We start from the raw sequence: 23609 nt of genomic DNA, 5'->3' as shown, positions 1-23609 counted from the left end.
ACTTAGTGATAAATGATAATTTAAAAGCCATTTATGATTAATATCACATCTGATTAAGATATTATACCCAGCGATTTGAGAATATTAATGAATATTCTTTTGTTAATTATGATCACAACACATAGAAAAATTAAAACTCCTGAACCAACTTTAATAGCAAGCCAAAATACGTCAACTACATTGCCATATAATTGCATGGTAATAAACATAAATAAAGCAGCAAGAATAATTTTAAAAATCGGCACAAAGTCTATTGGTATATATATTATTTTCTTGGTTGCAAAATAAGTACCTACTACGGCAATTGTGCTTGTCACAGAACTACACCAAACAGCAGCTATATATCCATATTGTGGTACAAAAATTAGGTTTAAAGAGATATTAATAGTTGTTACTGCTAATAAAATTAACATTTGAAGTTTGGTTTCTTTCTTTAAGTAAAAGAAAAGATCAAAATAGTAACTTTTAATTCCTAGCACAAATGCATTCACAGAGACTATCGGAAGAAACATGTTGTCTAGTCGAGAGAATTTCTCACCTAGTATTAAATTTGATAAATCAACAGATGTAGAGCAAAAAATAATAACTATTGGCAAGGCAATAAAAAATATCATCAGCAGAGACTTGTTCATATGCAAATGTAATTTTTCGGTATTGCCATGTTCTGTAAATAATTTCATTGCAATTGGAAATGCTGAAGTCGCAGCTATTGAGATAAATACTCCTATAGTTTGCTGGCTAAAGTCAAAACCCAAGGAAAACAATCCCGTTTCCTCTACACTTCGATAATGATTAATGATAAATCGATTAGAATATGAAAGAAAAAAACTCAAACCTGCAGATGCAGACAAGGGCAAACTGTATTGAGTTATTTTAATTAGTAAAACTTTATCTATAGTAAGACTAGCGGAATTTTTCGGGAAATTAATTTTAAGTAGAGAATAGCTGGTAGAAAATAAAAAACTTGCAATAGCACCAATTATTAAACTCAAATATCCAAAACCTAAATAAACAAATAAGACACTGACAACTACTGCAAAAAAGGACCGTATAAAATTAGCCCACATATAATTTTTGGGTTTGAGTTCAGTAATAAATATCTGTGTCAAAAGAGTAAAAACGTATTGCAAAACAACTAAAACTCCTATATATAGAATAAATTCCCTATCAATTCCCATGTTGGGTAATAGTGGTATAGCCAGGTACCATAAAAAACAAATAACAGAAAAAATGAGTATGGCTATTCTCATCTTATTTTTCACAAATAGTAAAAAAACATCACGTTCTCCACTGGCGATATACTCAGGTAGAAAACGTGACATCCCAAAACGGAACCAATCAAAGCATACGATATTAACAATTCCTACAACACTAATTATTAGTGAATAAATACCATAATCCTCAGGACTTAAGTTTTTAGAATAATACAATATTGCTAAAAAAGAGAGTATACCTGGTAAGCCTTTACTTAAAAAGTATATAAAAGTATGTTTTATAAATGTGTTCAATCTTAATACAGATATATTAAAGTTTGCCGTCAACCTTAAAATTAGAAACTCCCTTTACATCATAAATTATACTGTTGTCTTTCTTTAGATTATCTACATTTAAATCTAAAAATTCTTTATGAGCTACACCAAGAATAATTGCATCAAATTTATCGTTAGGAATAGTGGTACTAGTTTTCAATTGATATTCATGCATAACCTCAAGTGGATTGGCCCATGGATCATAAATTGTCACATTAATACCGTAATCCGATAAGGCTGCGATAACATCAACAATTTTAGTATTCCTCACATCAGGACAATTCTCCTTGAACGTTATACCTAACATTAATAATTTTGAGTTATTAACCGGTATACCTTTTTTAATCATAATCTTAACAACTTGAGAAGCAACGTATTCTCCCATGCTATCATTCAATCTTCTACCCGCTAAGATAATTTCGGGATGGTATCCATATTCTTGAGCTCTTTGAGCAAGGTAATAAGGATCTACACCAATGCAATGTCCTCCAACTAACCCTGGTTTAAAAGGTAAAAAATTCCATTTTGTACCAGCAGCTTCAAGTACAGCGTGTGTGTCAATATCCATTAAGTTGAAAATCTTAGCTAATTCATTAACAAATGCAATATTAATGTCACGTTGTGAATTTTCAATAACTTTTGCAGCCTCAGCTACCTTAATTGTAGGTGCTAGATGTGTACCCGCAGTAATAACTGATTTATATAATTCATCTACAACAATACCTATTTCTGGAGTTGACCCAGCAGTCACTTTTAGAATTTTTTCAACTGTATGTTCTTTATCTCCCGGATTAATTCTCTCTGGAGAGTAACCTGCAAAGAAATCTTCATTAAATTTCAAACCAGATATTTTCTCTAATACAGGAACACATTCGTCTTCTGTAACTCCAGGATAAACCGTAGATTCATAAATTACTATATCTCCTTTTTTAAGAACATTTCCTATTGTCTCACTTGCTTTGTACAAAGGAGTCAAATCTGGCCTATTATTTTTATCCACCGGTGTTGGAACCGTTACTATAAAAATATTGCACCCTTTTAAATCTTTTAAATTATTGGAACAAAATAGACCTTTACTGTCGGACAGATGATCTACTAATACCCTTTTTAGAATATCATCATCTACTTCTAGAGTACTGTCGTGGCCTGCATTTAATGCAGAAATTCTACTTTCATTAATATCAAATCCCAATGTTGGGTATTTAGTAGCAAATAACCTAGCTAAAGGTAATCCAACGTATCCAAGTCCAATTATAGCAATTTTCTTCATTTTTTAATTTTTTATTATTTTGGCAATGAGTTTAAAATTTAGGTTATTTCAAGTTATTAAAATATCTGTTAACAGCTTCTTTTGAAGCATCATAATTTGAAAACTGTAGATTGTACCCCAGCAGTCGTTAAGCTTTATCGATACTTGCAAGTGAATGTATTATTTCCCCAGTGCTATTGGGACCATCAATAACATTCAAGTTATTGATTTTAGAATCATATTATATTTTTTTGCTAAGAAATATATAGTCAAATTTAAACCTGTAAATCTAGCCTCATCTGTTATTGAAATTTTTATCTATTTTAGACTTCTTCTTAAAATTAAAAATAAACTTATAAGAAAAGTTGATAGAAATCCACCGATTACAAATCCTTTAATAGGTCCAAGTTTATCCCTCTCTAATGGTAATATGGGTTTATCTATGATTTGAATTAAAGGTGTTTCTTTTCTAAGAGTTACTTTTGCCAACTCAGTCTGCTTTACCAGCTCAGTAAGTATGGCGGTATTAGCCTGAACATCTACTTGCTTGCGAGCAGACGGAGCCCTTTTCACATTAAATGCAGGATTCAAATTAAAGGTATTATCATTAGCGACAGCTACACCTGTAATGGCGCCGTTCAATGCACCTCTAATCGAATCAGTTTGACGCTGCAGAATGAGCATGTTTTCACGTGACTTCTTACTCTTGGTCTCAATATAGAAATTCGAAACTTGCCTAACTAAACCTTCAGTAAATAATTTAGCAAAGAGCTCATCATTTGAAGACATGTTAATATTAATTATAGAAACCTTAATATCTTTTTGCTCTACATTCAAGCAGTTTTTAGAAAGATCGTTGTATATCACCCCTAAAATACTGTCTTTAGCTCTAATAGTTTGTTTTTGATCTTTACTAGTCTCGAAAGTTAATAACTTTAGTTCAGGATTTTCATTCCATTTATCTCTCCAGCCATGACTCTGAATATACATTTCGGCTAATGTAATTTTACTCCCATCTAAACTGACATTGCTTAGCAACGCTTTTTCAACCATAGAGCGCGATTTAAATAGTTCTATTAAGTTAGCGCTAGAGAACATGCTACCGCCACCACCGCCTAAATCTATACCGAAGGTACTTGCTAAACCCATAGCACTACTTAGCCCACCACCAGCTTTATCATCCTCAATTACAAAACTAAGATTAGCCTTATATAAAGGCTTACTAATAAAAGAGTATGTCAAACCTAAAAAAGCACCTAGACTACTAACAATAAGTATTAATTTCCATTTCGATAATAAATGATCAAACCATTCCTTCCCTTTAATAACAACTTCTTTTAGCGATATGTCATCATTTGTGATGATCTTTCCATTGTAATTATGTACATCCATCTCTAGCTATTATTTAAAAGCGGTAATAATCAGTAATGCTAAACTCGCAATCACACTACCTATACTTACTACCTCTGTTGTATTTAGTTTTGTCGATTCCGGTTTTTCTGGAACAATAATTTGCGATCCTGGAGTAACTTTTGGGTATGATTTTATAAATAAGAAAGAATGTGTAACTGCGGCTTTACCATTCGGGTAAATGATATACGCTTTCTTTTTCCATGCTTTAGCATCAAGTCCACCTACCGCATCCAAATAGTACCTAAATCCCTTTCCTTTACTGTAAGGAATCTCAGAAGTTAATAAAACATTTCCAGCCACTTTAACCCCTTCATTAAAAGTACCAACCTCAATAATATCCCCAGGCAATAACCTAACATTTGTACTACTTAAAGGATTCTTCACAATTGCTTTCCAATCAACTGGTATAATAGCATACTTAACGTCATCTTTCAATCTTTTTTCAATATTCTTCTGAATACTATCGTTTAGACCAAGGTTTAGATCAACATTTTCTACTGCTTCTATTTGTTTGGCTTGAATAGGCCTTTTGATTTTCACACCACTAAAATCAGCTAAAGTGGTTAAACCTCCCGCTCGTTCAATAATGTCAGCTATTTTTGATTTTTTACTTGCTAAAACATATTTACCTGCATAATGTACTGCGCCAACAACACTAACAGATTGTGGCTTATCATAAACAGCCATTCTTCTAATGTTGATAACATCAAATGGTTTCAGTACAAAATTCTTTACTTGCTCGTTGTTAGAAGGACTTATTTCGATATTGAATAACTCTGCCTTGTTTGGATTGTTATTATCAATATCTTCTGAAACAATCATTCTCGCTATTTCAACTCTTTTTGATGCAGAACCAGCTAAGCCGCCTGCTTGAATCAATAGGTCATTTAACGTTAAACCTGAGTAAAAATCGTACACACCAGGGTTTTTGATTTCGCCATCAATGGTAACCTTATATTCTTCAGTAAAATCGAGAATGGAATATACTGTAAGAACATCCTCCTTATTTAATAGAATATCAGCTTCTACGTTACCTGACAAAGCGTTTTCTAAATCAACATTGATGACTTCGGCCGTTAAGTTAGCAGTGATACGCAGTATTCTCGCTCTTTTACTGTAGGCATCCTCTTTTAACCCATCAGCTTTCGCAATTAAATCTGAAACACGCATTCCTTCTGTAAAGGAGTATGTATCTGGTCTAAATACGGCACCCTCAATAGCAATTCGATTTTCAAACCTATTTAAAATTTTATTTACTTTGTAGATGTCTCCTGCCTGTGGAATATATGTTGCAAACTCAGAATTACTAATGTCTTGCACTTTAAACTCTTTACTTGTTTTTTGTATCACATTTACGGAAGCAGTGTAAGCAGATTCACTAAAACCAGATGTAAAACTTAATAATGCCGCGAAGGTTTCTCCTTTTTTCAATTCGAATATTCCAGGACGTTTTACCTCTCCCTCTACAGTAACTCTTTTTGTATATGCCGGAATACGGATAACATCATTGTCTTTTAAATTAACGTTTGCCGACTGGTCTCCCTTTACTAGAAAATCATAAATATCAATATATTTTATGACTTGATTATTTCTAATTAATTCAATATTTCTATAAGTACCATTTTTTGACGGCCCACCAGCTAAATGCAAGGCATTATAAACAGAAGCTAAAGACGAAACGGAATAATTACCTGGTTGCTTCCCTCCAATAATGGTAACTTTAATTGTTCTAATTTTACCTAAACTCACGCTAACTTGCGATTGACCTGAAGCTACGGTACTGTATACAGCTGCGATTGCATTTCTAATTTTCTGAGTGGCAGCTTCAATTGTCATCCCTGAGACATATAGCTGTCCTACAGCATCAATTGCTATTTTACCTTCAGGACTCACTTTGATTGTGGCGTTGTATAATTGCACTCCGTACACACTGATTTGCAATTCATCACCAGGTCCTAAAACGTAATTTACTGGAGTTGCCAACTGTAAATCGGGAGCGAAATTAAGCGTTGGATTATCAAATAGCTCCGAACCAAAAATTAATGCGTTTTCAGTATCTTTGACTTTAACATTAGTTATTTCTAATTGCTGAACTGCCCCAGCTGACTGAGCTGCAGTACTATTTTGTAAGGCTGGGACGCTATTATTTGACAATCTTCCTTTTAACTTTTCAAATTCAGACGCACTCAATCCTTTTGCCAGTAAACCTGATTGTGCTTGATCAATCGTCATATTATTACTTGACAACTGAGATTGTATGTTAGCAATATCACTAGGTGATAAGTTATCTACATTGATCGTAGTGAGATCCCTAGATTGCAATGCACTTTGAGCTGCACTATCATGACCCATTAATAACGATACAAATAGCAGCATCGCGAACATTATTTTTTTCATATAATTTGAATTCTAAATTTCGGTTAATTGAACGGCTACGCCACTGCAAGTCACAAAAAGCATACTTACAACGCACATTATCAGAAAATATTAGTATGAGTTTAATAAAAATAATATCTCCTGATTTTTGGCAAATATAGCTAAAACGAAATTTTTAATAAAGCTTTAACACTACAATAATATTTAAATACAAAATCAACTCCATATTAAACAACGGACCAACTACATAGCTATAGTAATATCACCTTATTTGGTTAGTACATTTTAATGTTATATATCATAAACAGATGGTAGTTTTAACTCAATAATGATGGATTATCACGCTCTAGCATTCCATAAACATTTTTGACGTCTTGTGAAAATTCCTTTTGTAGAATTAAATGCGCCGTATCAGTATAGATGAATATGGCATCTTTCATTCCTATAAATGAAGTAAACTTATCAGTACCTATAACCATATTCCTATTTTTATCTATAGGGTGACCTATACTCACTAAATAATCATAAACAGATTCAAAAGAGCCCAAATCTGACCATATAAATTTAGAAGAAACTACCTTGATTTTTTTACTTCTTTCCATTACTGCATAATCTACACTGATAGATGGAATTTCCATTGATGCAGCAAGATCTATGACTCCATCTACATTTTTATCCCAGGCAATTTTAGCCTTTTCATATACTTTAGGAGCATAGGTTTTTAATTCATCTAAAAATACTGATGCTTTAAAACAAAACATTCCACTGTTCCATAAAAAATCCCCTTTAGCAATAAAATCAGCTGCAGTAACTTGGTTTGGCTTTTCTCTAAACGAAATCACATCGTCCCCTTTTCTTTCAATATAACCATAACCTATTTCAGGCTTTGTAGGAATGATCCCAAAAGTAACGATATACCCTTCATTTGCTTTAAGAATAGCTTCATCGATAGCTTCTTCATAAGATTTCATATCACCTATAATGTGATCTGAAGGAGTTACTATTAAAACATCCTCAGGGTTAGAGGCGAATGCAGCAAATGCAATAGCAGCAGCAGTGTTTCTAGGTGTTGATTCTATGATATCAACATAACTGCTATTGCTCTTTTCTAAAATTGCTTTACTTAAATGGCAGTTATCAATATTCCCGACAACCATTATTTTGTTTGCAATATTACTGTTACGATCTACAGTCATTTCAAACAGTGACTTACCATCAAATATATCCAAATATTGTTTTGGTCTCGATTTTCTTGAAAGTGGCCAAAGACGGCTTCCTACTCCTCCTGTAAGAATGACGTGCGAAATTGATTTTTTTTCCATATTTACGTAATTTATATATTAGATAACAAGTACCACGTATAAGCATTTGTTACTTATGATTTATTTTTAATACACAACCTAAACTTTCTAATACTAGTAAGTAATGGTTGTTTGTTACTTCTTGTACTATTGCTCTTTGATTAGCAAAAGGACCTGATTCTACAGTTATTGTTTCCCCTACTTTTATTTTATCCACGGTAAGATCAAATTTCTCTGGAGCATCTAACCATTTTTTTATTACGTGAATTTCATCATCTTTAACTATTGCCGGCTTCCCTAACCAGAATAAATACCGCACAACACCAGCAGATTGAAATATTATATTGCGATCTTTATCCTCTAGACGTACAAATACATACGAATTAAACAGGGGCACTTCTACTTTTTTCTTTCGATCAGACCACTGTTTAATTTGAATAATTAAAGGACAGTAACATTCAATGCCACTTCGAGACAATTGCTCAGCAACTTTTTTCTCCCATTTTGGCTTTGTATAAACAACGTACCAGTTCATACTTTTTATTTTTTTACTTAACTTTTACTTTACGATCCAATGGCTTGATACTTAAATCCTATTTTTGTCAATTCGGCGCTATTTAATATATTTCTTCCATCAAAAACAAAAGCAGGTTTTTGCATATTGTCGTATATTTTTTGCCAATCATACGATTTAAACTCATCCCATTCAGTTAAAACAGCAATCGCATGCGCTCCTTTACAGGCTTCATAAGAAGAGTCAAACGATGACAAGTACTTTTTATTTTGCTCTGCTGATCTTGTTTCAAGATAAGTGATATCACTCAACATTTTATCTTGCGAAACTTTAGGATCATAAACCGCTATTTCTGCTTGCTCGTTTATTAAATCATCAGCTACATAAATTGCAGCAGATTCTCTAGTATCGTTTGTATCTTTCTTAAATGCCCATCCTAAAAACGCGATTTTTTTTCCAGAAACGGTATTATACAAAGTTTGCACAATGTTACTAGAGAAACGCTTTTTTTGGTAATCATTCATGATAATCACTTGCTCCCAGTAATCAGCAACCTCATTTAAACCATAAGACTTAGCGATGTACACTAAATTTAAAATATCTTTTTGAAAACAAGACCCACCAAATCCAACAGAAGCTTTTAAAAATTTAGAACCAATTCTACTATCCATTCCTATAGCTCTTGACACTTCACTTACATCAGCTCCAGTCTTCTCACACAATTCAGACATCGCATTTATAGAGGAAATACGTTGGGCTAAAAATGCATTAGCGGTAAGTTTAGACAATTCAGACGACCAGACATTTGTACTTAAAATTTTTTCTGGAGCGAGCCAATTTGCATATACGCTCGTTAATGCTGCAATAGCCTCTTGTCCTTCTGCTGATTCATCTCCTCCTATCAAAATACGATCTGGATTCAATAAATCTTCAATCGCTGTTCCCTCTGCTAAAAATTCTGGGTTAGATAATATTTGAAATTGAACACCATTTCCAGTATTATCTAAAATACTTTTTATAGCCTCTGCTGTGCGCACTGGCAGTGTAGATTTCTCTACCACTATTTTATCTTCCTTAGAAACTCGAGCTATTTGTCTCGCGCAAAGTTCGATATATTTTAAATCGGCTGCCATTCCTTTACCTTTACCATAGGTTTTAGTAGGCGTATTTACAGATATAAATACAATTTGAGCTTCATCAATTGCTTGGTCTACATCTGTGGAGAAAAACAAGTTACGCCCTCTAGCCTCTGAAACAATTTCAGCAAGCCCTGGTTCGTAAATTGGGATATTATTGACATCTTTATCATTCCACGCTGCAATGCGATCTTCATTTAAATCTACAACCGTAACCTTAATGTGTGGGCACTTTTGCGCAATAACTGCCATTGTAGGTCCGCCTACGTATCCTGCACCGATGCAGCAAATATTTGTAATTTTCATTTAATATCCTTTATATTTCTTTTCGAATAAACATTTTTAGGCACTACTTTAAATTTGCCCAATACCAAGCTACAGCCTCTTTTAAACCTTCTTGCAAAGAAAACTGAGGATCGTAACCTAGTAAATTCTTAGCTTTATCAATACTCGCTAAAGAATGTGGTATATCACCTGCTCTATTAGGACCATATTCGATCGTAACATTTTCAATTTTTGGGTTGTATTCTGATAAATATTTTTTCAAATAAGTCATCAAATCGTTTAACGTGTTTCTATCTCCGTAGGCTGTGTTGTAAACGGTATTAATAGCATCCTGATTTTTTGTATTCATCGCTAAATCATTCATTTGAATCACATTATCGATGTAAGTAAAATCTCGAGAATAATTCCCATCACCATTTATTTTTGGTGATTCTAATTGCATTAGCTGCATAACAAATTTTGGAATAACAGCTGCGTAAGCACCATTTGGATCTTGTTTTCGACCAAAAACATTAAAATAACGCAAACCTATAGTCTCTAGACCGTACGTCTTGCTGAAAATATCAGCATATAATTCGTTTACATATTTAGTTATAGCATACGGTGACAACGGTTTTCCGATAACATCCTCGACCTTAGGCAAACCTTGTGAATCCCCATAAGTTGAAGAACTTGCAGCATATATAAACCGTTTCACATTTGCATCTCTAGCGGCTACTAACATATTTAAAAAACCTGATACGTTAACATCATTACTAGTGATAGGATCATTGATAGACCTTGGTACTGAACCCAAGGCAGCTTGATGAAAAACGTAGTCAATACCTGCTACTGCATTTGCACAGTCATCAGTGTTTCTAATATCGCCTTCAATTAATTTGAAAGTGTCATATTCGAAACATTTTTCTAAGTTATGTTTATGTCCAGTTGCAAAATTATCCAAACACGTTACTGAATGTCCTTTAGCCAAAAAATATTCACATAAATTTGACCCAATAAATCCTGCTCCACCTGTAACTAATATCTTATTCATTTTACTTATTTTTTTTAAATTATTTTTACCACTGATAAAAGCTTGCTCCTATTGCCTAGTTGTAAGACTAGTACCTTCAAAAAATTGTTTAGCATATTCGTTTTTAATTCGCTAATAACACTATTTCGATACCTATCAAACATGCAAATATTACAAAACATCAAGATCCACCTCATACTATCCCATAGACTATAATACATCTGGTAGACAAATATAGCTTTTCATTGACCATATTGAAACTTTCCCTATTTTTTTAAGCAACTAATTATTTTTAAATGATTTTTCAAAAGGCACCCGATGTAAAATACTGCGTCCTAAAGTTACTTCATCTGCATATTCTAGTTCATCTCCCACAGCAATTCCTCTAGCGATTGTAGACATAGTAACACCTGAATTTATAATTTGTTTATAAATATAAAAATTGGTCGTATCCCCTTCCATGGTAGAGCTAAGAGCAAAAATCACCTCCATCACTTGTCCACTTTTTACCTTTTCAACTAGTGTAGGGATTTTTAACTGACTAGGTCCTACACCGTCAATAGGTGATATTTTGCCACCTAAAACGTGATAAACCCCTCTAAATTGCCCCGTATTCTCGATAGCCATCACATCTCTTATGTCTTCAACAACACATACTAATTGATGATCACGATTTTTATTAGAGCATATTTCGCACACGGAATTATCAGAGATATTATGGCAACTCTCACAGTATTTTATTTCCTCACGCATTTGCAACAGTGCCTGTGACAGGAAACTTGTTTGCTCTTTTGGTTGTTTTAATAAATGTAATACTAGACGCAAAGCTGATCGCTTACCTATTCCTGGTAGTTGAGCAATCTCATTTACTGCTTTCTCTATTAATTTTGATGAAAATTCCATAGCTGCAAATGTAACAAATACTTTACTTTTTAATTTACTAATAATTCTATTTACACACAATATTTTAAATAATTTGCATGGTAAATTCCTCATTCATTAAAAAATTGTATTTTGGACTTCAAAAATCAGCCAATGACTCCTTTTACTATACTAATCCTAATGATCACCTACTTTGGGATATTATTTGCAATATCACACTTCACTAGTAGCAAAGACAGTGGGAACGAAGCTTTTTTCAAAGCCAATAAAAATTCAAAATGGTATTTGGTTGCCTTTGGTATGATAGGGACCGCACTATCTGGAGTTACTTTTATATCAGTCCCTGGTGAAGTAGGTTCTCCTAATGGTGAGCAATTTAAATATTTTCAATTTGTGCTAGGAAATGCTATTGGTTTTATCATAATAGCAAAAGTATTATTACCCTTATACTATCGTCTCAACTTAACCTCAATTTATAGTTATATTGAAACGCGATTAGGAACCTATTCCTACAAATCAGCAGCAAGTATTTTTCTGCTAAGCAGGACTATAGGATCGGCCTTTAGACTATATCTTGTTGTCATTGTTTTACAGCGTTATGTATTTGATTTTTATCAAATTCCATTTGCTGCTACAGTATTGATTTCGCTCGCTTTAATATTTGCATACACCTATCGTGGTGGTTTGAAAACGATCATTATTACGGATACATTGCAAACATTTTTCCTTGTAACTTCTGTATTTATGACTATTTACTTTATTTGCGATAGCCTCGATTTGAATGTCGTTCAGGCATTTGAAGCGGTTAAAAATAGTAATTACTCAAAAGTATTTTTTTACGATGATTTTCTTGGAAATAGATTTCACGTTGTAAAACAAATTTTAGGAGGTGTTTTTGTAACTATCGCAATGGTGGGTCTTGATCAAGATTTAATGCAAAAAAACTTGAGCTGTGCGACCATTAAAGAAGCTCAAAAAAACATGTACAGCTTTACTGCTATTTTTGTTTTTATAAATATTTTCTTTTTGAGTGTGGGTGCTCTACTTTACTTATTTGCAAGTAAAAACGGCATTGAAGTTCCGTTAGATTTAGTTACTGGAAAACCTCGAACAGATTTGCTATTCCCAGAAATCGCTTTTAACCATTTAACAATCGTCCCTTCAATAGTTTTCTTGTTAGGATTAACTGCCGCAACATTTGCTACTACCGATTCAGCGTTAACAGCATTAACTACATCCTTTTGTGTTGATTTTCTCAGTATGGATAAAGCAGAGAATCTAAATAAACCTAACGTAGTGCGAACAAGACATTTTGTACATGTGGGCTTCTCTTTACTAATGTTTTTTGTAATCTTATTTTTTAACTCAGTAAACGATAGCTCTGTAGTAGGAATGATTTTCAGGGTAGCATCTTACACCTACGGACCTTTATTAGGGCTCTACAGTTTTGGATTGTTTATGAAATCCAAAACTGTCATGGATAAATTTGTCCCTTTAATTTGCATTTTATCTCCTGCAATAACCTACTTCATTAGTGAGAATTCTAAAACTTTATTCTTTGGTTATGTCTTCGATAATGAATTAATTATTATCAATGGACTACTAACATTCATAGGCTTATTAGTGATTAGTAAGCCAATTTCTAAATCGATAGTAGATGATTTTTAGCCCTGATAGCAGTGTAAATCCTTTTACTTTTTTCTTTAGAAAGTAAAAGATTGCAACGTATAGCAGGAATAGCTTCTAAATAAATTAATATCTATTAGTAGTTAAAAGCACTAATGTACAGGCAACTTCTGACTTGATATTGTTTAATTCTAACAACTGCATTAACTCCGGATTTTCGGTACCTGGATTAAATATGACACGTTTTGGCTTAGCTTCTACGATATAATTATAATAATCTCTTTGACGAGCAGGATTTAAATATAAGGTGATTGTATCTATATTTGACAATGGTATCGCTTTAGTTTTAATTTTTACTCCTGCAACTTCCCCAGCGTTTTGACCAATAGCGAGAACAGAATGTCCTTTCTCAGTTAACATGCTTATTGCTTTAAAAGCGTATCGTTCTGGTTTTGTGGAAGCCCCAAGAACCAAAGTTTTTTTATTTTTCATTACGTATAATTTTTTGTAAAAGTACTAAAATAGTAGGGTTGATCTCAATTAAAATTAATATCTTTCTTTTCTACTAAAGCAATAACAAATGTTAAAAGAAAACAATAACTTTTTCTTAATCTCGATTGAGCATCAGTAAGCTAACTAACCAACTAATTTCGCGCAAAAAACAATGGAACTTTTTATTTATTTATTCGCTGCCTTATTCTCTGTAATTAATCCCATTGGTACAGTACCTATTTTTGTGGGGCTTACTATGGATGATGATGAAAAAGAGCGCTCAAGAATCTCACTATGGACCGCAATTAACGTTTTTATAATTTTAATTATCTCCTTCTTTTTTGGAGAATATGTTTTGACCTTTTTTGGAATTAGCATTGAAGCTTTGCGTATTGCGGGAGGAATTATAATTGCCACATCTGGATTTTCATTACTTACGGGAAATTTCAATAAGAAAAGAGGTGTAAATAAAAAGGTAGAAAATGATGCTCAACGTAGAAACGACATAGCTCTAACACCACTTGCCATACCCATGCTAGCTGGACCTGGATCTATATCTTTATTGATTGCTTTTTACCATGAACACAATAATCTCACTGATATTTTAGTATCTGTATTTGCAATATTAGCAGTAGCTATAGCAATTTTTATAGTACTTAGAAGTGCACATTACCTGGCTAAAATTCTAGGAGCCTCAGGTATTGTTGCAATATCTAGAATAGTAGGCTTCATTGTTATTGCGATTGGTGTGCAATATATCATCAGTTCGATAATTGCCATTGTTCAAGCTAACTTTATGTAACACCGATAATCATTAAAATTAGAAATGCCCCAAGAACAGATCGCTTTTGGGGCATTTTTAATTAGTATCGAATTTGCTTTATGCTAACGGTAAGAATATCTCTGCCATCATGCATCTTGCGCTTCCACCACCACAAGCCTCGATAGTGTCTAAACTAGAGCTTAATATTGTGGCGTGTTTTTCAAGTTGTTCAATTTGCTTACTAGTCAGACTTTGATGTGCAGCAGCGCTCATAATAAGATATCTCTTATCATCGGCTCCACGAACTTCTAACATATTACCTGCAAAATTATTAACTTGAGCTTCTGTTATTAGTATCACCTCTTTACCATCTTCTTTTAGGTTATCGATTACCATTTTACGCTCTTTTTTATCATCGATACATTCTGAACATATAACAGCAAATGTTTCACCTAAACACATCATAACATTTGTATGATAAATCAATTTACGTTCTCCATCAACAGTTTGAAATGCTTCAAAGATAACGGGCGCATAATCAAAATCTTCACAAAACTCGATGAACAATTCTTCATCTGCACGCGGAGACAGCGCACAATAAGCTTTGTGATTCGCTCTATCTAATAATAGAGAACCTGTTCCTTCAAGAAAATAACCATCCTCTTCTGCAGATGTGTAGTCAACAATATTTTCTATTTTAAAACCTTCTTCTTCTAATTGATCCAAAATTTCTTCGCGACGCTCTGCTCTTCTATTTTCAGCAAACATTGGATACATTGCTGCATCGCCATTCTCATGAAATGAAACCCAATTATTAGGAAATATTGAATCTGGTGTGTCTGGATTTAAAGTATCGTTTACCACGGTAACATTAACCCCCACAGCTCTTAATTTAACAACAAAATCGTCAAATTCTTGCTGTGCTTTTGCATTAACTGTTGCAGGTAAAAGTCCATCAATGACTTTTTGGTAATAATTATTTACCGCAGTTTGCTCGTTCATACGAAACGCCACTGGACGAATCATCAATATTGAATTTGTAGTTTGTTTCATTTTATATTATATTTTTTTCTCCATACTATCAATATACAGAGACGTTTATTTTATTCTCTTATTAATGGCAATGTCGAGCAGCGCAACAATCCCTCTTGTTTAGAAATCTCTGCATAAGGAACTTCTTCAACTATAAAATCATTTGCACGTAGCCAATTATTCAAGCGAGTAAAGTTGCGCTCAGAAACAACAACATTAGTATCTATAGAAAACACATTAGAATTCATGTTATACATTTCTTCACGTGTTATGTGAAAAAGGTTTTCTTTTCCAAATAAATCGACTAAGAACATATAGTCTGCTTCTTCACGAAAACCACTTTTATAGATAATCCCTTTATCAGTCCCTATAGGTTGAAAACAACAATCTAAGTGCAATGCATTATCTCTTGCTTCTAATTTAGATTTTACTAGATCAAATTCTTTTACAATTTTATTTGGAAAAAGATTTTTGATAAAGGCAACACCCTCCTTATTAGTACGAGCAGTCATGTAATCCTTGTAATCACTCCCCTTGTAAGTACCCACAAAAATATAATCATTCCATGGCATTACATCTCCTCCTTCAATGTGAACTTCTTCAGGAGGGCGAACTACTTTTAAAGGATTAATTTTATCGATTATATATTGAATAGCATCAAGCTCCCTTTCTCTATCTGGCAATATATTTGCTTTGATAAATATATCATCAATTACAAAACCAATGTCACGTGCAAAAATTTGATTGTAATTTTCGATCAACTGTGGGCGATACACTTCTACATTATACTTTTTTAAAATAGTATAAAAAGCATCCATTTCTTTGATCATATCGCTCTCAATAGGATAACTATTTGCAAGGATGTGTTCTAATGATTTGGGGTCATATGCTTCTTCCGCTAATGGAGTGGGTCCATTATTTTCTGCAATACCTAAAACAACAGCGCGTAGCTTAGCCGTTTCATTACTTACTTTTATATCTAACATATAGTGCGATTAATTTAAACAAAGGTAAAAAAAAGCCCCACTATAAAGTGAGGCTTTTAAAGATATTTTGTGAACTTATTTTTTAAATTCTCTTAAAGGAGAACCTGTATAAATTTGTCTTGGTCTACCAATAGGTTCTTTATTCTCTCTCATTTCTTTCCATTGAGCGATCCATCCTGGCAAACGACCAATAGCAAACATTACTGTAAACATATCAGTAGGAATACCTAAAGCTCTGTAAATGATTCCTGAATAGAAATCAACATTAGGATACAAGTTTCTTGATTTAAAATACTCATCTTCTAAAGCTGCTGCTTCTAACTTTTTAGCAATTTCTAAGATAGGATCCTCTACACCTAAAGTTTCTAATACTTCTTTGGCTGCTTTTTTAATAATCTTAGCACGTGGATCAAAGTTTTTATATACTCTATGACCAAATCCCATTAAACGGAATGGATCATTTTTATCTTTGGCTTTAGCCAAATAAGCATCAGTATCTCCTCCATTATTATTGATTTCCTCTAACATTTCAAGTACCGCTTGATTAGCACCTCCATGTAATGGCCCCCATAAAGCGGAAACTCCTGATGAGATAGAAGCAAAAAGTCCAGCATGAGAAGAACCAACCATTCTAACTGTTGATGTCGAACAGTTTTGCTCGTGATCAGCATGTAGAATAAATAATTTATCTAATGCTTCAATTACTACTGGATTAGCTTTGTAAGGCTCAGTAGGTAATTCAAACATTAATCTCATAAAGTTTTCAACGTAACCTTTTGTATTATCATAGTAATTCAAAGGATACCCCATACTTTTTCTGTATGTCCATGTAGCAATTACTAAAAATTTACCCATAGTTTTACAAACTGCATGGTACATTTCTTTCTCATTATCTACATTAACCGATTTAGGGTTGAAAGCAGTCAAAGCACTTGTTAACGCAGCTAAAACACCCATTGGATGAGCTGTTCTAGGAAAACCATCAATGATATTTTTCATTTCTTCGTTAACCAAAGTATGTTTTCTGATATCATTCTCGAATTGCTCCAACTGCGTTGCAGTAGGTAGCTCACCAAAGATTAATAAGTAAGAAACTTCTAAGAAATCAGCTTTTTCAGCTAAATCCTCAATAGAATACCCTCTGTAACGTAGTATTCCAAGTTCCCCATCAAGAAAAGTAATCTTACTCGTACAAGAACCTGAATTTTTATATCCTGGATCTAAAGTAATATATCCCGTTAAATCTCGTAATTTGTTAATATCGATAGCCTCTTCATTTTCTACTCCTTTAACAGTAGGAAATTCGTACTTTTTACCATCGATTTCTAATATAGCTGTTTTTGACATAATATTTTGGAAATAAATCTTAGTATTTAATAATTTACCAAATCTAAGGATAAAAACAATAACTAAAAAGAGAAAATCACAATGATATTGTTAAATTTAACAAAAAAAGCCATCCGCAAAATACGGATGGCTTCTAGACAACTATTTAGGATAGTCTTATTTTATTTTAAATGCATTTTTACCAGGAAAATACGCAGTATCACCTAGTTCTTCTTCTATTCTTAATAGTTGATTGTATTTAGCCATTCGATCAGAACGAGAAGCTGAACCTGTCTTAATTTGACCACAGTTTAATGCAACTGCTAAATCAGCAATAGTATTATCTTCAGTCTCACCTGAACGGTGTGACATCACTGATGTATATCCAGCATTTTTAGCCATATTAACTGCAGCAATAGTCTCAGTCAAAGTACCAATTTGGTTTACTTTAATTAAAATAGAATTTGCGATCCCTTTATCAATACCAGTTGATAAACGCGTAACATTTGTAACAAACAAATCATCTCCCACTAATTGAACTTTATCACCAATCTTATCAGTTAATAACTTCCAACCATCCCAATCATTTTCATCCATACCATCTTCTATAGAGATAATAGGATATTTAGCTGCTAATTCAGCAAGATAATCAACCTGCTCTGCAGATGATCTTACTTTGCCTGTTTCACCTTCAAATTTAGAATAATCATATTTACCATTTACATAAAATTCTGCAGCAGCACAATCTAATGCAATCATAATTTCGTCTCCAAAAGAATAACCTGCATTTTCAACCGCCTTTTTAATAGTATCTAAAGCGTCTTCAGTCCCGCCAGGTAAGTTAGGTGCAAATCCTCCTTCATCACCCACTGCAGTACTCAATCCTCTATCGTGAAGAACTTTTTTCAAACTATGAAAAATCTCAGTACCCATTTGCATTGCATGTGTAAAAGAAGTTGCCTTCACAGGAAAAATCATAAATTCTTGGAAAGCAATAGGAGCATCAGAATGCGAACCACCATTTATGATATTCATCATAGGGACAGGTAAAGTATTAGCTGAAACTCCACCTACGTATCTATATAATGGTAAACCTAATTCATTTGCTGCAGCTTTAGCAACAGCTAAAGAAACCCCTAAGATAGCATTGGCTCCTAAATTAGATTTATTTGGAGTACCATCTAAATTAATCATAGTTTGATCAATTAAGTGTTGCTCAAAAACAGAAGTACCTAATAATTCCTCAGCAATGACAGTATTAACATTTTTCACAGCATTAAGAACACCTTTCCCCAAGTAAGCTTTTCCTCCATCACGTAGTTCTACAGCTTCATGTTCACCAGTTGAAGCTCCTGATGGAACAGCAGCTCTACCTAAAACGCCGTTATCAGTAATTACATCTACTTCAATAGTAGGATTTCCTCTTGAATCAAAAATTTGTCTTGCGTGAATTTTAATAATAATACTCATATCTATATAATTTTTAAATTTTTATTACAAATATATTCTATCTTTTCTAACAGTAATGTGAAATAAGTGAATGTTATTAACGAAAACGTTGTATATTTTAATAATAATTAAATAAAATTAAAATTTACTAATGTTATTACTGTAAATAAATATGATCGCTTAAAAACTAGCAACAATTTTAAATCATCAATTAGATCATTATCGGTTTAGAAAATAAAAAGGATTACATAAATTAATGTAATCCTTTTTATTTTACTCTATGATAAACTGTCAATAAATTGATCAAAAAGGTAGGATGAATCATGTGGACCCGGACTAGCCTCTGGATGGTACTGCACAGAAAAACATTTTTTATTTTTCATTCGCATCCCTGCAACTGTTCCATCATTTAAATGCACATGAGTTATCTCCAATTCACTATTTTTTTCTAACTCTTCTCTATTTACACTGAAGCCATGATTTTGGGACGTAATCTCTCCTTTACCAGATAACAAATTTTTTACCGGATGATTAATCCCTCTGTGGCCATTAAACATTTTATAAGTAGCTACACCATTTGCCAAACCAATAATCTGGTGGCCTAAGCAAATTCCAAAAAGTGGTTTATCAGATTTAATAATATCTTGCGCAACTTTAATCGCACTTAATAAAGGTTCTGGATCACCAGGTCCATTAGATAAAAAATAACCATCTGGATTAAAACTAGCTAAATCTTCAAAAGAAGCATCGTAAGGAAACACCTTTATATAACAGTCTCTCTTAGCTAAATTTCTGAGAATATTAGTCTTAATACCCAAATCTAAAGCCGCTACTTTATACTTAGCATCTTCATTACCGTAAAAATAAGGCGATGTGGTTGATACTTTAGACGCCAACTCTAAACCTTTCATATCTGGAACATTAGCAAGCGCTATTTTTAAGTCATCAATAGACGTTCCATCTGTACAAATAACAGCATTCATAGCGCCATTATCTCTAATATAACTAACTAATGCTCTTGTATCTACATCAGAGATGCAAATTAAATTTTGCTTAATAAAATAGTTCTCTAAACTGTCACTAGCTCCTTCTCTTGAATAATTAAAACTAAAATTTTTACAAACCAATCCAGCAATTTTCATACTATCAGACTCAACATCATTTTCATTAACCCCATAATTTCCTATGTGAGGATTAGTTGTAATCATGATCTGACCAAAATATGACGGATCAGTAAAAATTTCTTGATAGCCAGTCATTCCTGTATTGAAGCAAACTTCACCAAATGTAGTTCCGCTTATCCCAATTGATTTACCGTGAAAGATTGTTCCATCACTCAATAATAAAATAGCGCTTTGTCGTGTTGTATATTTCATGTGTAGTTAAATATATTGCAAATTTAATTCTTTAATAGAATAGGTGCAAATTTAATAATTTTAATATGACGTAAATTAGTTAAATAATCAACACATGCAGTACTACTGCAATACCATACTCAAGATGGCATGTATCGAAAAAATAAACAAAAAAAAAGGATAAACTATAAATAGTTTATCCTTAATATTATTGAATTATTACCTTCATAATTATTCAGCAGCGTCTGTAGAAGTTTCAGTGTCAGCAGCTGGAGCTTCAGTAGCTTCATCTGCTTTCTTAGCTTTTCCACCACGACGGCTTTTAGCTTTCTTAACCTCTTTTTTACCACCATTATAAAGTTCATTGAAATCTACTAATTCGATCATTGCCATATCAGCATTATCTCCTAAACGATTTCCAACTTTGATGATACGAGTGTATCCACCTGGACGATCTCCAACTTTAGCAGCTACATCTCTAAATAGATCAGTAACAGCATACTTGCTACGTAGGTAAGCAAAAACGATACGACGGTTATGAGTAGTATCTGATTTTGACTTTGTAATTAAAGGCTCAACAAATTGTTTAAGCGCTTTTGCCTTAGCAACAGTAGTATTAATACGTTTGTGCTCGATTAGAGAACAAGCCATATTAGCTAACATAGATTTTCTATGAGCTGTCTGTCTGCTTAAGTGATTGAATTTTTTTCCGTGTCTCATGACTTGTATTTTTATACTTTCATCTTGATACTATCCGCTTTGGAGATCAAAATATGAAGTAATTTATTCTTTATCTAGTTTGTATTTCGCTAAGTCCATACCGAAGGTTAAATTCTTTACAGCGACAAGTTCGTCTAACTCTGTTAAAGATTTTTTACCAAAATTACGGAATTTCATTAGGTCATTTTTATTGAAAGATACTAAATCTCCAAGAGTATCAACTTCAGCCGCTTTCAAGCAATTTAATGCTCTCACAGATAAATCCATATCAACAAGCTTAGTTTTAAGCAATTGTCTCATATGCAATGATTCCTCATCGTAAGATTCTGTTTGTGCAATTTCATCAGCCTCCAGTGTAATTCTTTCATCAGAGAACAACATGAAGTGGTGAATTAAAACTTTAGCAGCTTCAGTTAAAGCATCTTTTGGATTAATAGAACCGTCAGTTTTAATTTCAAAAACTAACTTTTCATAATCTGTTTTTTGCTCTACACGGAAGTTTTCTATTGCATATTTTACATTTTTTACCGGAGTAAAAATCGAATCTGTAAAAATAGTTCCAATTGCAGCATTCTGTTTTTTGTTCTCTTCAGCAGGAACATATCCTCTACCTTTTTCAATTGTCAAATCAAAATTCAATTTGATTTTACTGTCTAAATTACAAATTACCAGTTCTGGATTCAAAACTTGAAAACCTGAGATAAACTTTTGAAAATCACCAGCTGTTAATTGATCTTTACCTGAAACAGAAATAGTAACTGCTTCATTATCGATATCTTCAATTTGACGTTTAAAACGTACTTGTTTTAGATTAAGGATAATTTCGGTAACATCTTCAACAACTCCTGAGATAGTAGAAAACTCATGATCTACACCTTCTATGCGGACAGATGTAATTGCATAACCTTCTAATGCTGAAAGCAAAACTCTTCTAAGTGCATTACCAACGGTTAATCCGTATCCTGGTTCTAAAGGTCTGAATTCAAACTTTCCTTCAAAATCAGTCGAATCAATCATGATAACTTTATCGGGCTTCTGAAAATTAAATATTGCCATAAATTTCGACTAAGTCAATTATTATTTGTTGTACAACTCTACGATTAATTGTTCTTTAATATTTTCTGGAATTTGAAGTCTAGCTGGTACAGTAACAAAAGTACCTTCTTTAACATCATTATTCCAAGTAATCCATTCATAAACATGACTTGAATTAGATAAAGAACGTTCGATAGCTTCTAATGATTTAGATTTTTCACGAACAGCAACCTTATCACCAGGCTTAAGGTGGTAAGAAGCAATATTTACCACATCACCATTAACAGTGATATGTCTGTGAGATACAAGCTGTCTAGCACCTCTACGAGATGGAGCAATACCCATTCTGAATACTACATTATCTAATCTTGCTTCACATAATTGTAAAAGAACCTCACCAGTAACACCTTTAGTAGCTGATGCTTTCTTAAATAAACCTCTAAATTGTTTTTCTAAAATTCCATAAGAATATTTAGCTTTTTGTTTCTCCATTAACTGGATAGCATATTCAGATTTTTTACCTCTTTTTTTCGCCATCCCGTGTTGTCCAGGTGGGTAATTTCTTCTTTCGAATGATTTATCATCTCCGAAAATTGCTTCGCCAAATTTACGAGCAATTCTAGTTTTTGGACCAGTATATCTTGCCATTTCTAAAAATTAATTAAGGTAGAGATTATGAATTCAGGTCATATCCTTCGATAATCGTTTATTCTACCTAGTTATACTTAAATATATTATTAAACTCTACGTCTCTTTGGAGGACGACATCCGTTATGAGGCATTGGAGTAACATCGATAATCTCTGTAACTTCAATTCCACCATTATGTAAAGAACGGATAGCAGACTCACGTCCGTTTCCTGGCCCTTTAACATAAACCTTAACTTTTTTTAGTCCAGCTTCAAGAGCTACTTTACTACAATCTTCTGCTGCCATCTGAGCCGCGTATGGAGTATTCTTTTTAGAACCTCTAAAACCCATTTTACCAGCTGAAGACCATGAAATAACTTCACCTTTTTTGTTTGTCAAAGAAATAATGATGTTATTGAAGGTAGCAGAAATATGAGCTTCTCCCGTTGATTCAACGATAACTTTACGTTTTTTTGCAGTTGCTTTAGCCATATTACTT

21 protein-coding genes are annotated in these 23609 nt (G+C 33.1%); 2 read left to right on the top strand and 19 right to left on the bottom strand.

All coding sequences use genetic code 11. From position 1 onward, the window contains the following. Nucleotides 1-53: 53 nt before the first annotated feature. The 9 genes from HNQ00_RS02735 to recR form a co-directional block, all read right to left on the bottom strand. The gene (locus tag HNQ00_RS02735; RefSeq protein ID WP_173836810.1) at nucleotides 54-1508 is read right to left on the bottom strand and encodes an oligosaccharide flippase family protein; all 1455 of its coding nucleotides are present in this window, start codon (nucleotides 1506-1508) and stop codon (nucleotides 54-56) included. 16 nt (nucleotides 1509-1524) lie between these two features. After that, a complete protein-coding gene (locus HNQ00_RS02730; RefSeq protein ID WP_173836809.1) occupies nucleotides 1525-2799 on the bottom strand; it encodes a nucleotide sugar dehydrogenase in 1275 nt (424 codons plus the stop codon). Nucleotides 2800-3096: 297 nt separating this feature from the next. Continuing rightward, on the bottom strand, nucleotides 3097-4170 hold the full coding sequence (locus HNQ00_RS02725) for a Wzz/FepE/Etk N-terminal domain-containing protein (RefSeq protein ID WP_173836808.1): 1074 nt from the start codon (nucleotides 4168-4170) through the stop codon (nucleotides 3097-3099). A 9-nt stretch (nucleotides 4171-4179) separates the two neighbouring features. Next, nucleotides 4180-6588 (bottom strand): SLBB domain-containing protein, encoded by a 2409-nt coding sequence (locus tag HNQ00_RS02720; RefSeq protein WP_173836807.1) that lies wholly within the window; start codon nucleotides 6586-6588, stop codon nucleotides 4180-4182. Between the two features lie 296 nt (nucleotides 6589-6884). Then, nucleotides 6885-7889, bottom strand: a complete 1005-nt coding sequence (locus tag HNQ00_RS02715; RefSeq protein ID WP_173836806.1) for a mannose-1-phosphate guanylyltransferase — start codon at nucleotides 7887-7889, stop codon at nucleotides 6885-6887. Between the two features lie 49 nt (nucleotides 7890-7938). Then, nucleotides 7939-8403 carry a UpxY family transcription antiterminator gene (locus HNQ00_RS02710; protein ID WP_173836805.1) on the bottom strand — a complete coding sequence of 155 codons (465 nt, stop codon included), beginning with the start codon at nucleotides 8401-8403 and terminating at the stop codon, nucleotides 7939-7941. Between the two features lie 29 nt (nucleotides 8404-8432). Next, nucleotides 8433-9824: a UDP-glucose 6-dehydrogenase gene (locus HNQ00_RS02705; protein WP_173836804.1), complete on the bottom strand. Its 1392-nt coding sequence runs from the start codon at nucleotides 9822-9824 to the stop codon at nucleotides 8433-8435. Between the two features lie 43 nt (nucleotides 9825-9867). Continuing rightward, the gene (locus HNQ00_RS02700) at nucleotides 9868-10836 is read right to left on the bottom strand and encodes an SDR family oxidoreductase (RefSeq protein ID WP_173836803.1); all 969 of its coding nucleotides are present in this window, start codon (nucleotides 10834-10836) and stop codon (nucleotides 9868-9870) included. A 261-nt stretch (nucleotides 10837-11097) separates the two neighbouring features. Next, nucleotides 11098-11718, bottom strand: a complete 621-nt coding sequence (recR, locus tag HNQ00_RS02695) for a recombination mediator RecR (RefSeq protein WP_173836802.1) — start codon at nucleotides 11716-11718, stop codon at nucleotides 11098-11100. Between the two features lie 132 nt (nucleotides 11719-11850). Between recR and HNQ00_RS02690 the strand changes: the two genes are divergently transcribed. Further along, nucleotides 11851-13365: a sodium:solute symporter gene (locus HNQ00_RS02690; protein WP_173837115.1), complete on the top strand. Its 1515-nt coding sequence runs from the start codon at nucleotides 11851-11853 to the stop codon at nucleotides 13363-13365. Nucleotides 13366-13449: 84 nt separating this feature from the next. Here HNQ00_RS02690 and HNQ00_RS02685 read toward each other — a convergent pair whose 3' ends face one another. Further along, entirely contained in the window at nucleotides 13450-13815 is a 366-nt protein-coding gene (locus tag HNQ00_RS02685; RefSeq protein WP_026706989.1) for a CoA-binding protein, read from the bottom strand. Between the two features lie 172 nt (nucleotides 13816-13987). Between HNQ00_RS02685 and HNQ00_RS02680 the strand changes: the two genes are divergently transcribed. Next, on the top strand, nucleotides 13988-14617 hold the full coding sequence (locus HNQ00_RS02680; RefSeq protein ID WP_173836800.1) for a MarC family NAAT transporter: 630 nt from the start codon (nucleotides 13988-13990) through the stop codon (nucleotides 14615-14617). Nucleotides 14618-14695: 78 nt separating this feature from the next. Here HNQ00_RS02680 and ctlX read toward each other — a convergent pair whose 3' ends face one another. The 9 genes from ctlX to rpsK form a co-directional block, all read right to left on the bottom strand. Further along, nucleotides 14696-15631: a citrulline utilization hydrolase CtlX gene (gene ctlX / locus HNQ00_RS02675; protein ID WP_173836798.1), complete on the bottom strand. Its 936-nt coding sequence runs from the start codon at nucleotides 15629-15631 to the stop codon at nucleotides 14696-14698. 50 nt (nucleotides 15632-15681) lie between these two features. Further along, entirely contained in the window at nucleotides 15682-16596 is a 915-nt protein-coding gene (locus HNQ00_RS02670; RefSeq protein WP_173836796.1) for a dimethylarginine dimethylaminohydrolase family protein, read from the bottom strand. 75 nt (nucleotides 16597-16671) lie between these two features. Beyond that, nucleotides 16672-17943 (bottom strand): citrate synthase, encoded by a 1272-nt coding sequence (locus tag HNQ00_RS02665; protein ID WP_173836794.1) that lies wholly within the window; start codon nucleotides 17941-17943, stop codon nucleotides 16672-16674. Nucleotides 17944-18099: 156 nt separating this feature from the next. Beyond that, nucleotides 18100-19392, bottom strand: coding sequence for a phosphopyruvate hydratase (gene eno / locus HNQ00_RS02660; RefSeq protein WP_173836792.1), 1293 nt, complete (start codon nucleotides 19390-19392; stop codon nucleotides 18100-18102). Between the two features lie 257 nt (nucleotides 19393-19649). After that, on the bottom strand, nucleotides 19650-20747 hold the full coding sequence (gene carA, locus HNQ00_RS02655) for a glutamine-hydrolyzing carbamoyl-phosphate synthase small subunit (protein ID WP_173836789.1): 1098 nt from the start codon (nucleotides 20745-20747) through the stop codon (nucleotides 19650-19652). Between the two features lie 210 nt (nucleotides 20748-20957). Further along, nucleotides 20958-21446: a 50S ribosomal protein L17 gene (gene rplQ, locus HNQ00_RS02650; RefSeq protein ID WP_173836787.1), complete on the bottom strand. Its 489-nt coding sequence runs from the start codon at nucleotides 21444-21446 to the stop codon at nucleotides 20958-20960. 63 nt (nucleotides 21447-21509) lie between these two features. Continuing rightward, nucleotides 21510-22502 carry a DNA-directed RNA polymerase subunit alpha gene (locus HNQ00_RS02645; RefSeq protein WP_026706997.1) on the bottom strand — a complete coding sequence of 331 codons (993 nt, stop codon included), beginning with the start codon at nucleotides 22500-22502 and terminating at the stop codon, nucleotides 21510-21512. Nucleotides 22503-22523: 21 nt separating this feature from the next. Continuing rightward, on the bottom strand, nucleotides 22524-23129 hold the full coding sequence (gene rpsD / locus HNQ00_RS02640) for a 30S ribosomal protein S4 (RefSeq protein ID WP_026706998.1): 606 nt from the start codon (nucleotides 23127-23129) through the stop codon (nucleotides 22524-22526). 89 nt (nucleotides 23130-23218) lie between these two features. Next, nucleotides 23219-23602, bottom strand: a complete 384-nt coding sequence (gene rpsK, locus HNQ00_RS02635) for a 30S ribosomal protein S11 (protein ID WP_024981527.1) — start codon at nucleotides 23600-23602, stop codon at nucleotides 23219-23221. Nucleotides 23603-23609 lie beyond the last annotated feature (7 nt).

The organism is Flavobacterium aeripolare, from assembly GCF_013294025.1.
In the GTDB taxonomy this organism is placed as follows: domain Bacteria; phylum Bacteroidota; class Bacteroidia; order Flavobacteriales; family Flavobacteriaceae; genus Flavobacterium.
This window is presented reverse-complemented; position numbering and strand designations above follow the sequence as displayed.

What these genes read in the sequence shown, in the direction of transcription:
- HNQ00_RS02730 (WP_173836809.1), bottom strand. Translation starts at nt 2,799, where the DNA reads ATGAAGAAAATTGCTATAATTGGACTTGGATACGTTGGATTACCTTTA.
- HNQ00_RS02725 (WP_173836808.1), bottom strand. Translation starts at nt 4,170, where the DNA reads ATGGATGTACATAATTACAATGGAAAGATCATCACAAATGATGACATA.
- HNQ00_RS02720 (WP_173836807.1), bottom strand. Translation starts at nt 6,588, where the DNA reads ATGAAAAAAATAATGTTCGCGATGCTGCTATTTGTATCGTTATTAATG.
- HNQ00_RS02715 (WP_173836806.1), bottom strand. Translation starts at nt 7,889, where the DNA reads ATGGAAAAAAAATCAATTTCGCACGTCATTCTTACAGGAGGAGTAGGA.
- HNQ00_RS02710 (WP_173836805.1), bottom strand. Translation starts at nt 8,403, where the DNA reads ATGAACTGGTACGTTGTTTATACAAAGCCAAAATGGGAGAAAAAAGTT.
- HNQ00_RS02705 (WP_173836804.1), bottom strand. Translation starts at nt 9,824, where the DNA reads ATGAAAATTACAAATATTTGCTGCATCGGTGCAGGATACGTAGGCGGA.
- HNQ00_RS02700 (WP_173836803.1), bottom strand. Translation starts at nt 10,836, where the DNA reads ATGAATAAGATATTAGTTACAGGTGGAGCAGGATTTATTGGGTCAAAT.
- recR (WP_173836802.1), bottom strand. Translation starts at nt 11,718, where the DNA reads ATGGAATTTTCATCAAAATTAATAGAGAAAGCAGTAAATGAGATTGCT.
- HNQ00_RS02690 (WP_173837115.1), top strand. Translation starts at nt 11,851, where the DNA reads ATGACTCCTTTTACTATACTAATCCTAATGATCACCTACTTTGGGATA.
- HNQ00_RS02685 (WP_026706989.1), bottom strand. Translation starts at nt 13,815, where the DNA reads ATGAAAAATAAAAAAACTTTGGTTCTTGGGGCTTCCACAAAACCAGAA.
- HNQ00_RS02680 (WP_173836800.1), top strand. Translation starts at nt 13,988, where the DNA reads ATGGAACTTTTTATTTATTTATTCGCTGCCTTATTCTCTGTAATTAAT.
- ctlX (WP_173836798.1), bottom strand. Translation starts at nt 15,631, where the DNA reads ATGAAACAAACTACAAATTCAATATTGATGATTCGTCCAGTGGCGTTT.
- HNQ00_RS02670 (WP_173836796.1), bottom strand. Translation starts at nt 16,596, where the DNA reads ATGTTAGATATAAAAGTAAGTAATGAAACGGCTAAGCTACGCGCTGTT.
- HNQ00_RS02665 (WP_173836794.1), bottom strand. Translation starts at nt 17,943, where the DNA reads ATGTCAAAAACAGCTATATTAGAAATCGATGGTAAAAAGTACGAATTT.
- eno (WP_173836792.1), bottom strand. Translation starts at nt 19,392, where the DNA reads ATGAGTATTATTATTAAAATTCACGCAAGACAAATTTTTGATTCAAGA.
- carA (WP_173836789.1), bottom strand. Translation starts at nt 20,747, where the DNA reads ATGAAATATACAACACGACAAAGCGCTATTTTATTATTGAGTGATGGA.
- rplQ (WP_173836787.1), bottom strand. Translation starts at nt 21,446, where the DNA reads ATGAGACACGGAAAAAAATTCAATCACTTAAGCAGACAGACAGCTCAT.
- HNQ00_RS02645 (WP_026706997.1), bottom strand. Translation starts at nt 22,502, where the DNA reads ATGGCAATATTTAATTTTCAGAAGCCCGATAAAGTTATCATGATTGAT.
- rpsD (WP_026706998.1), bottom strand. Translation starts at nt 23,129, where the DNA reads ATGGCAAGATATACTGGTCCAAAAACTAGAATTGCTCGTAAATTTGGC.
- rpsK (WP_024981527.1), bottom strand. Translation starts at nt 23,602, where the DNA reads ATGGCTAAAGCAACTGCAAAAAAACGTAAAGTTATCGTTGAATCAACG.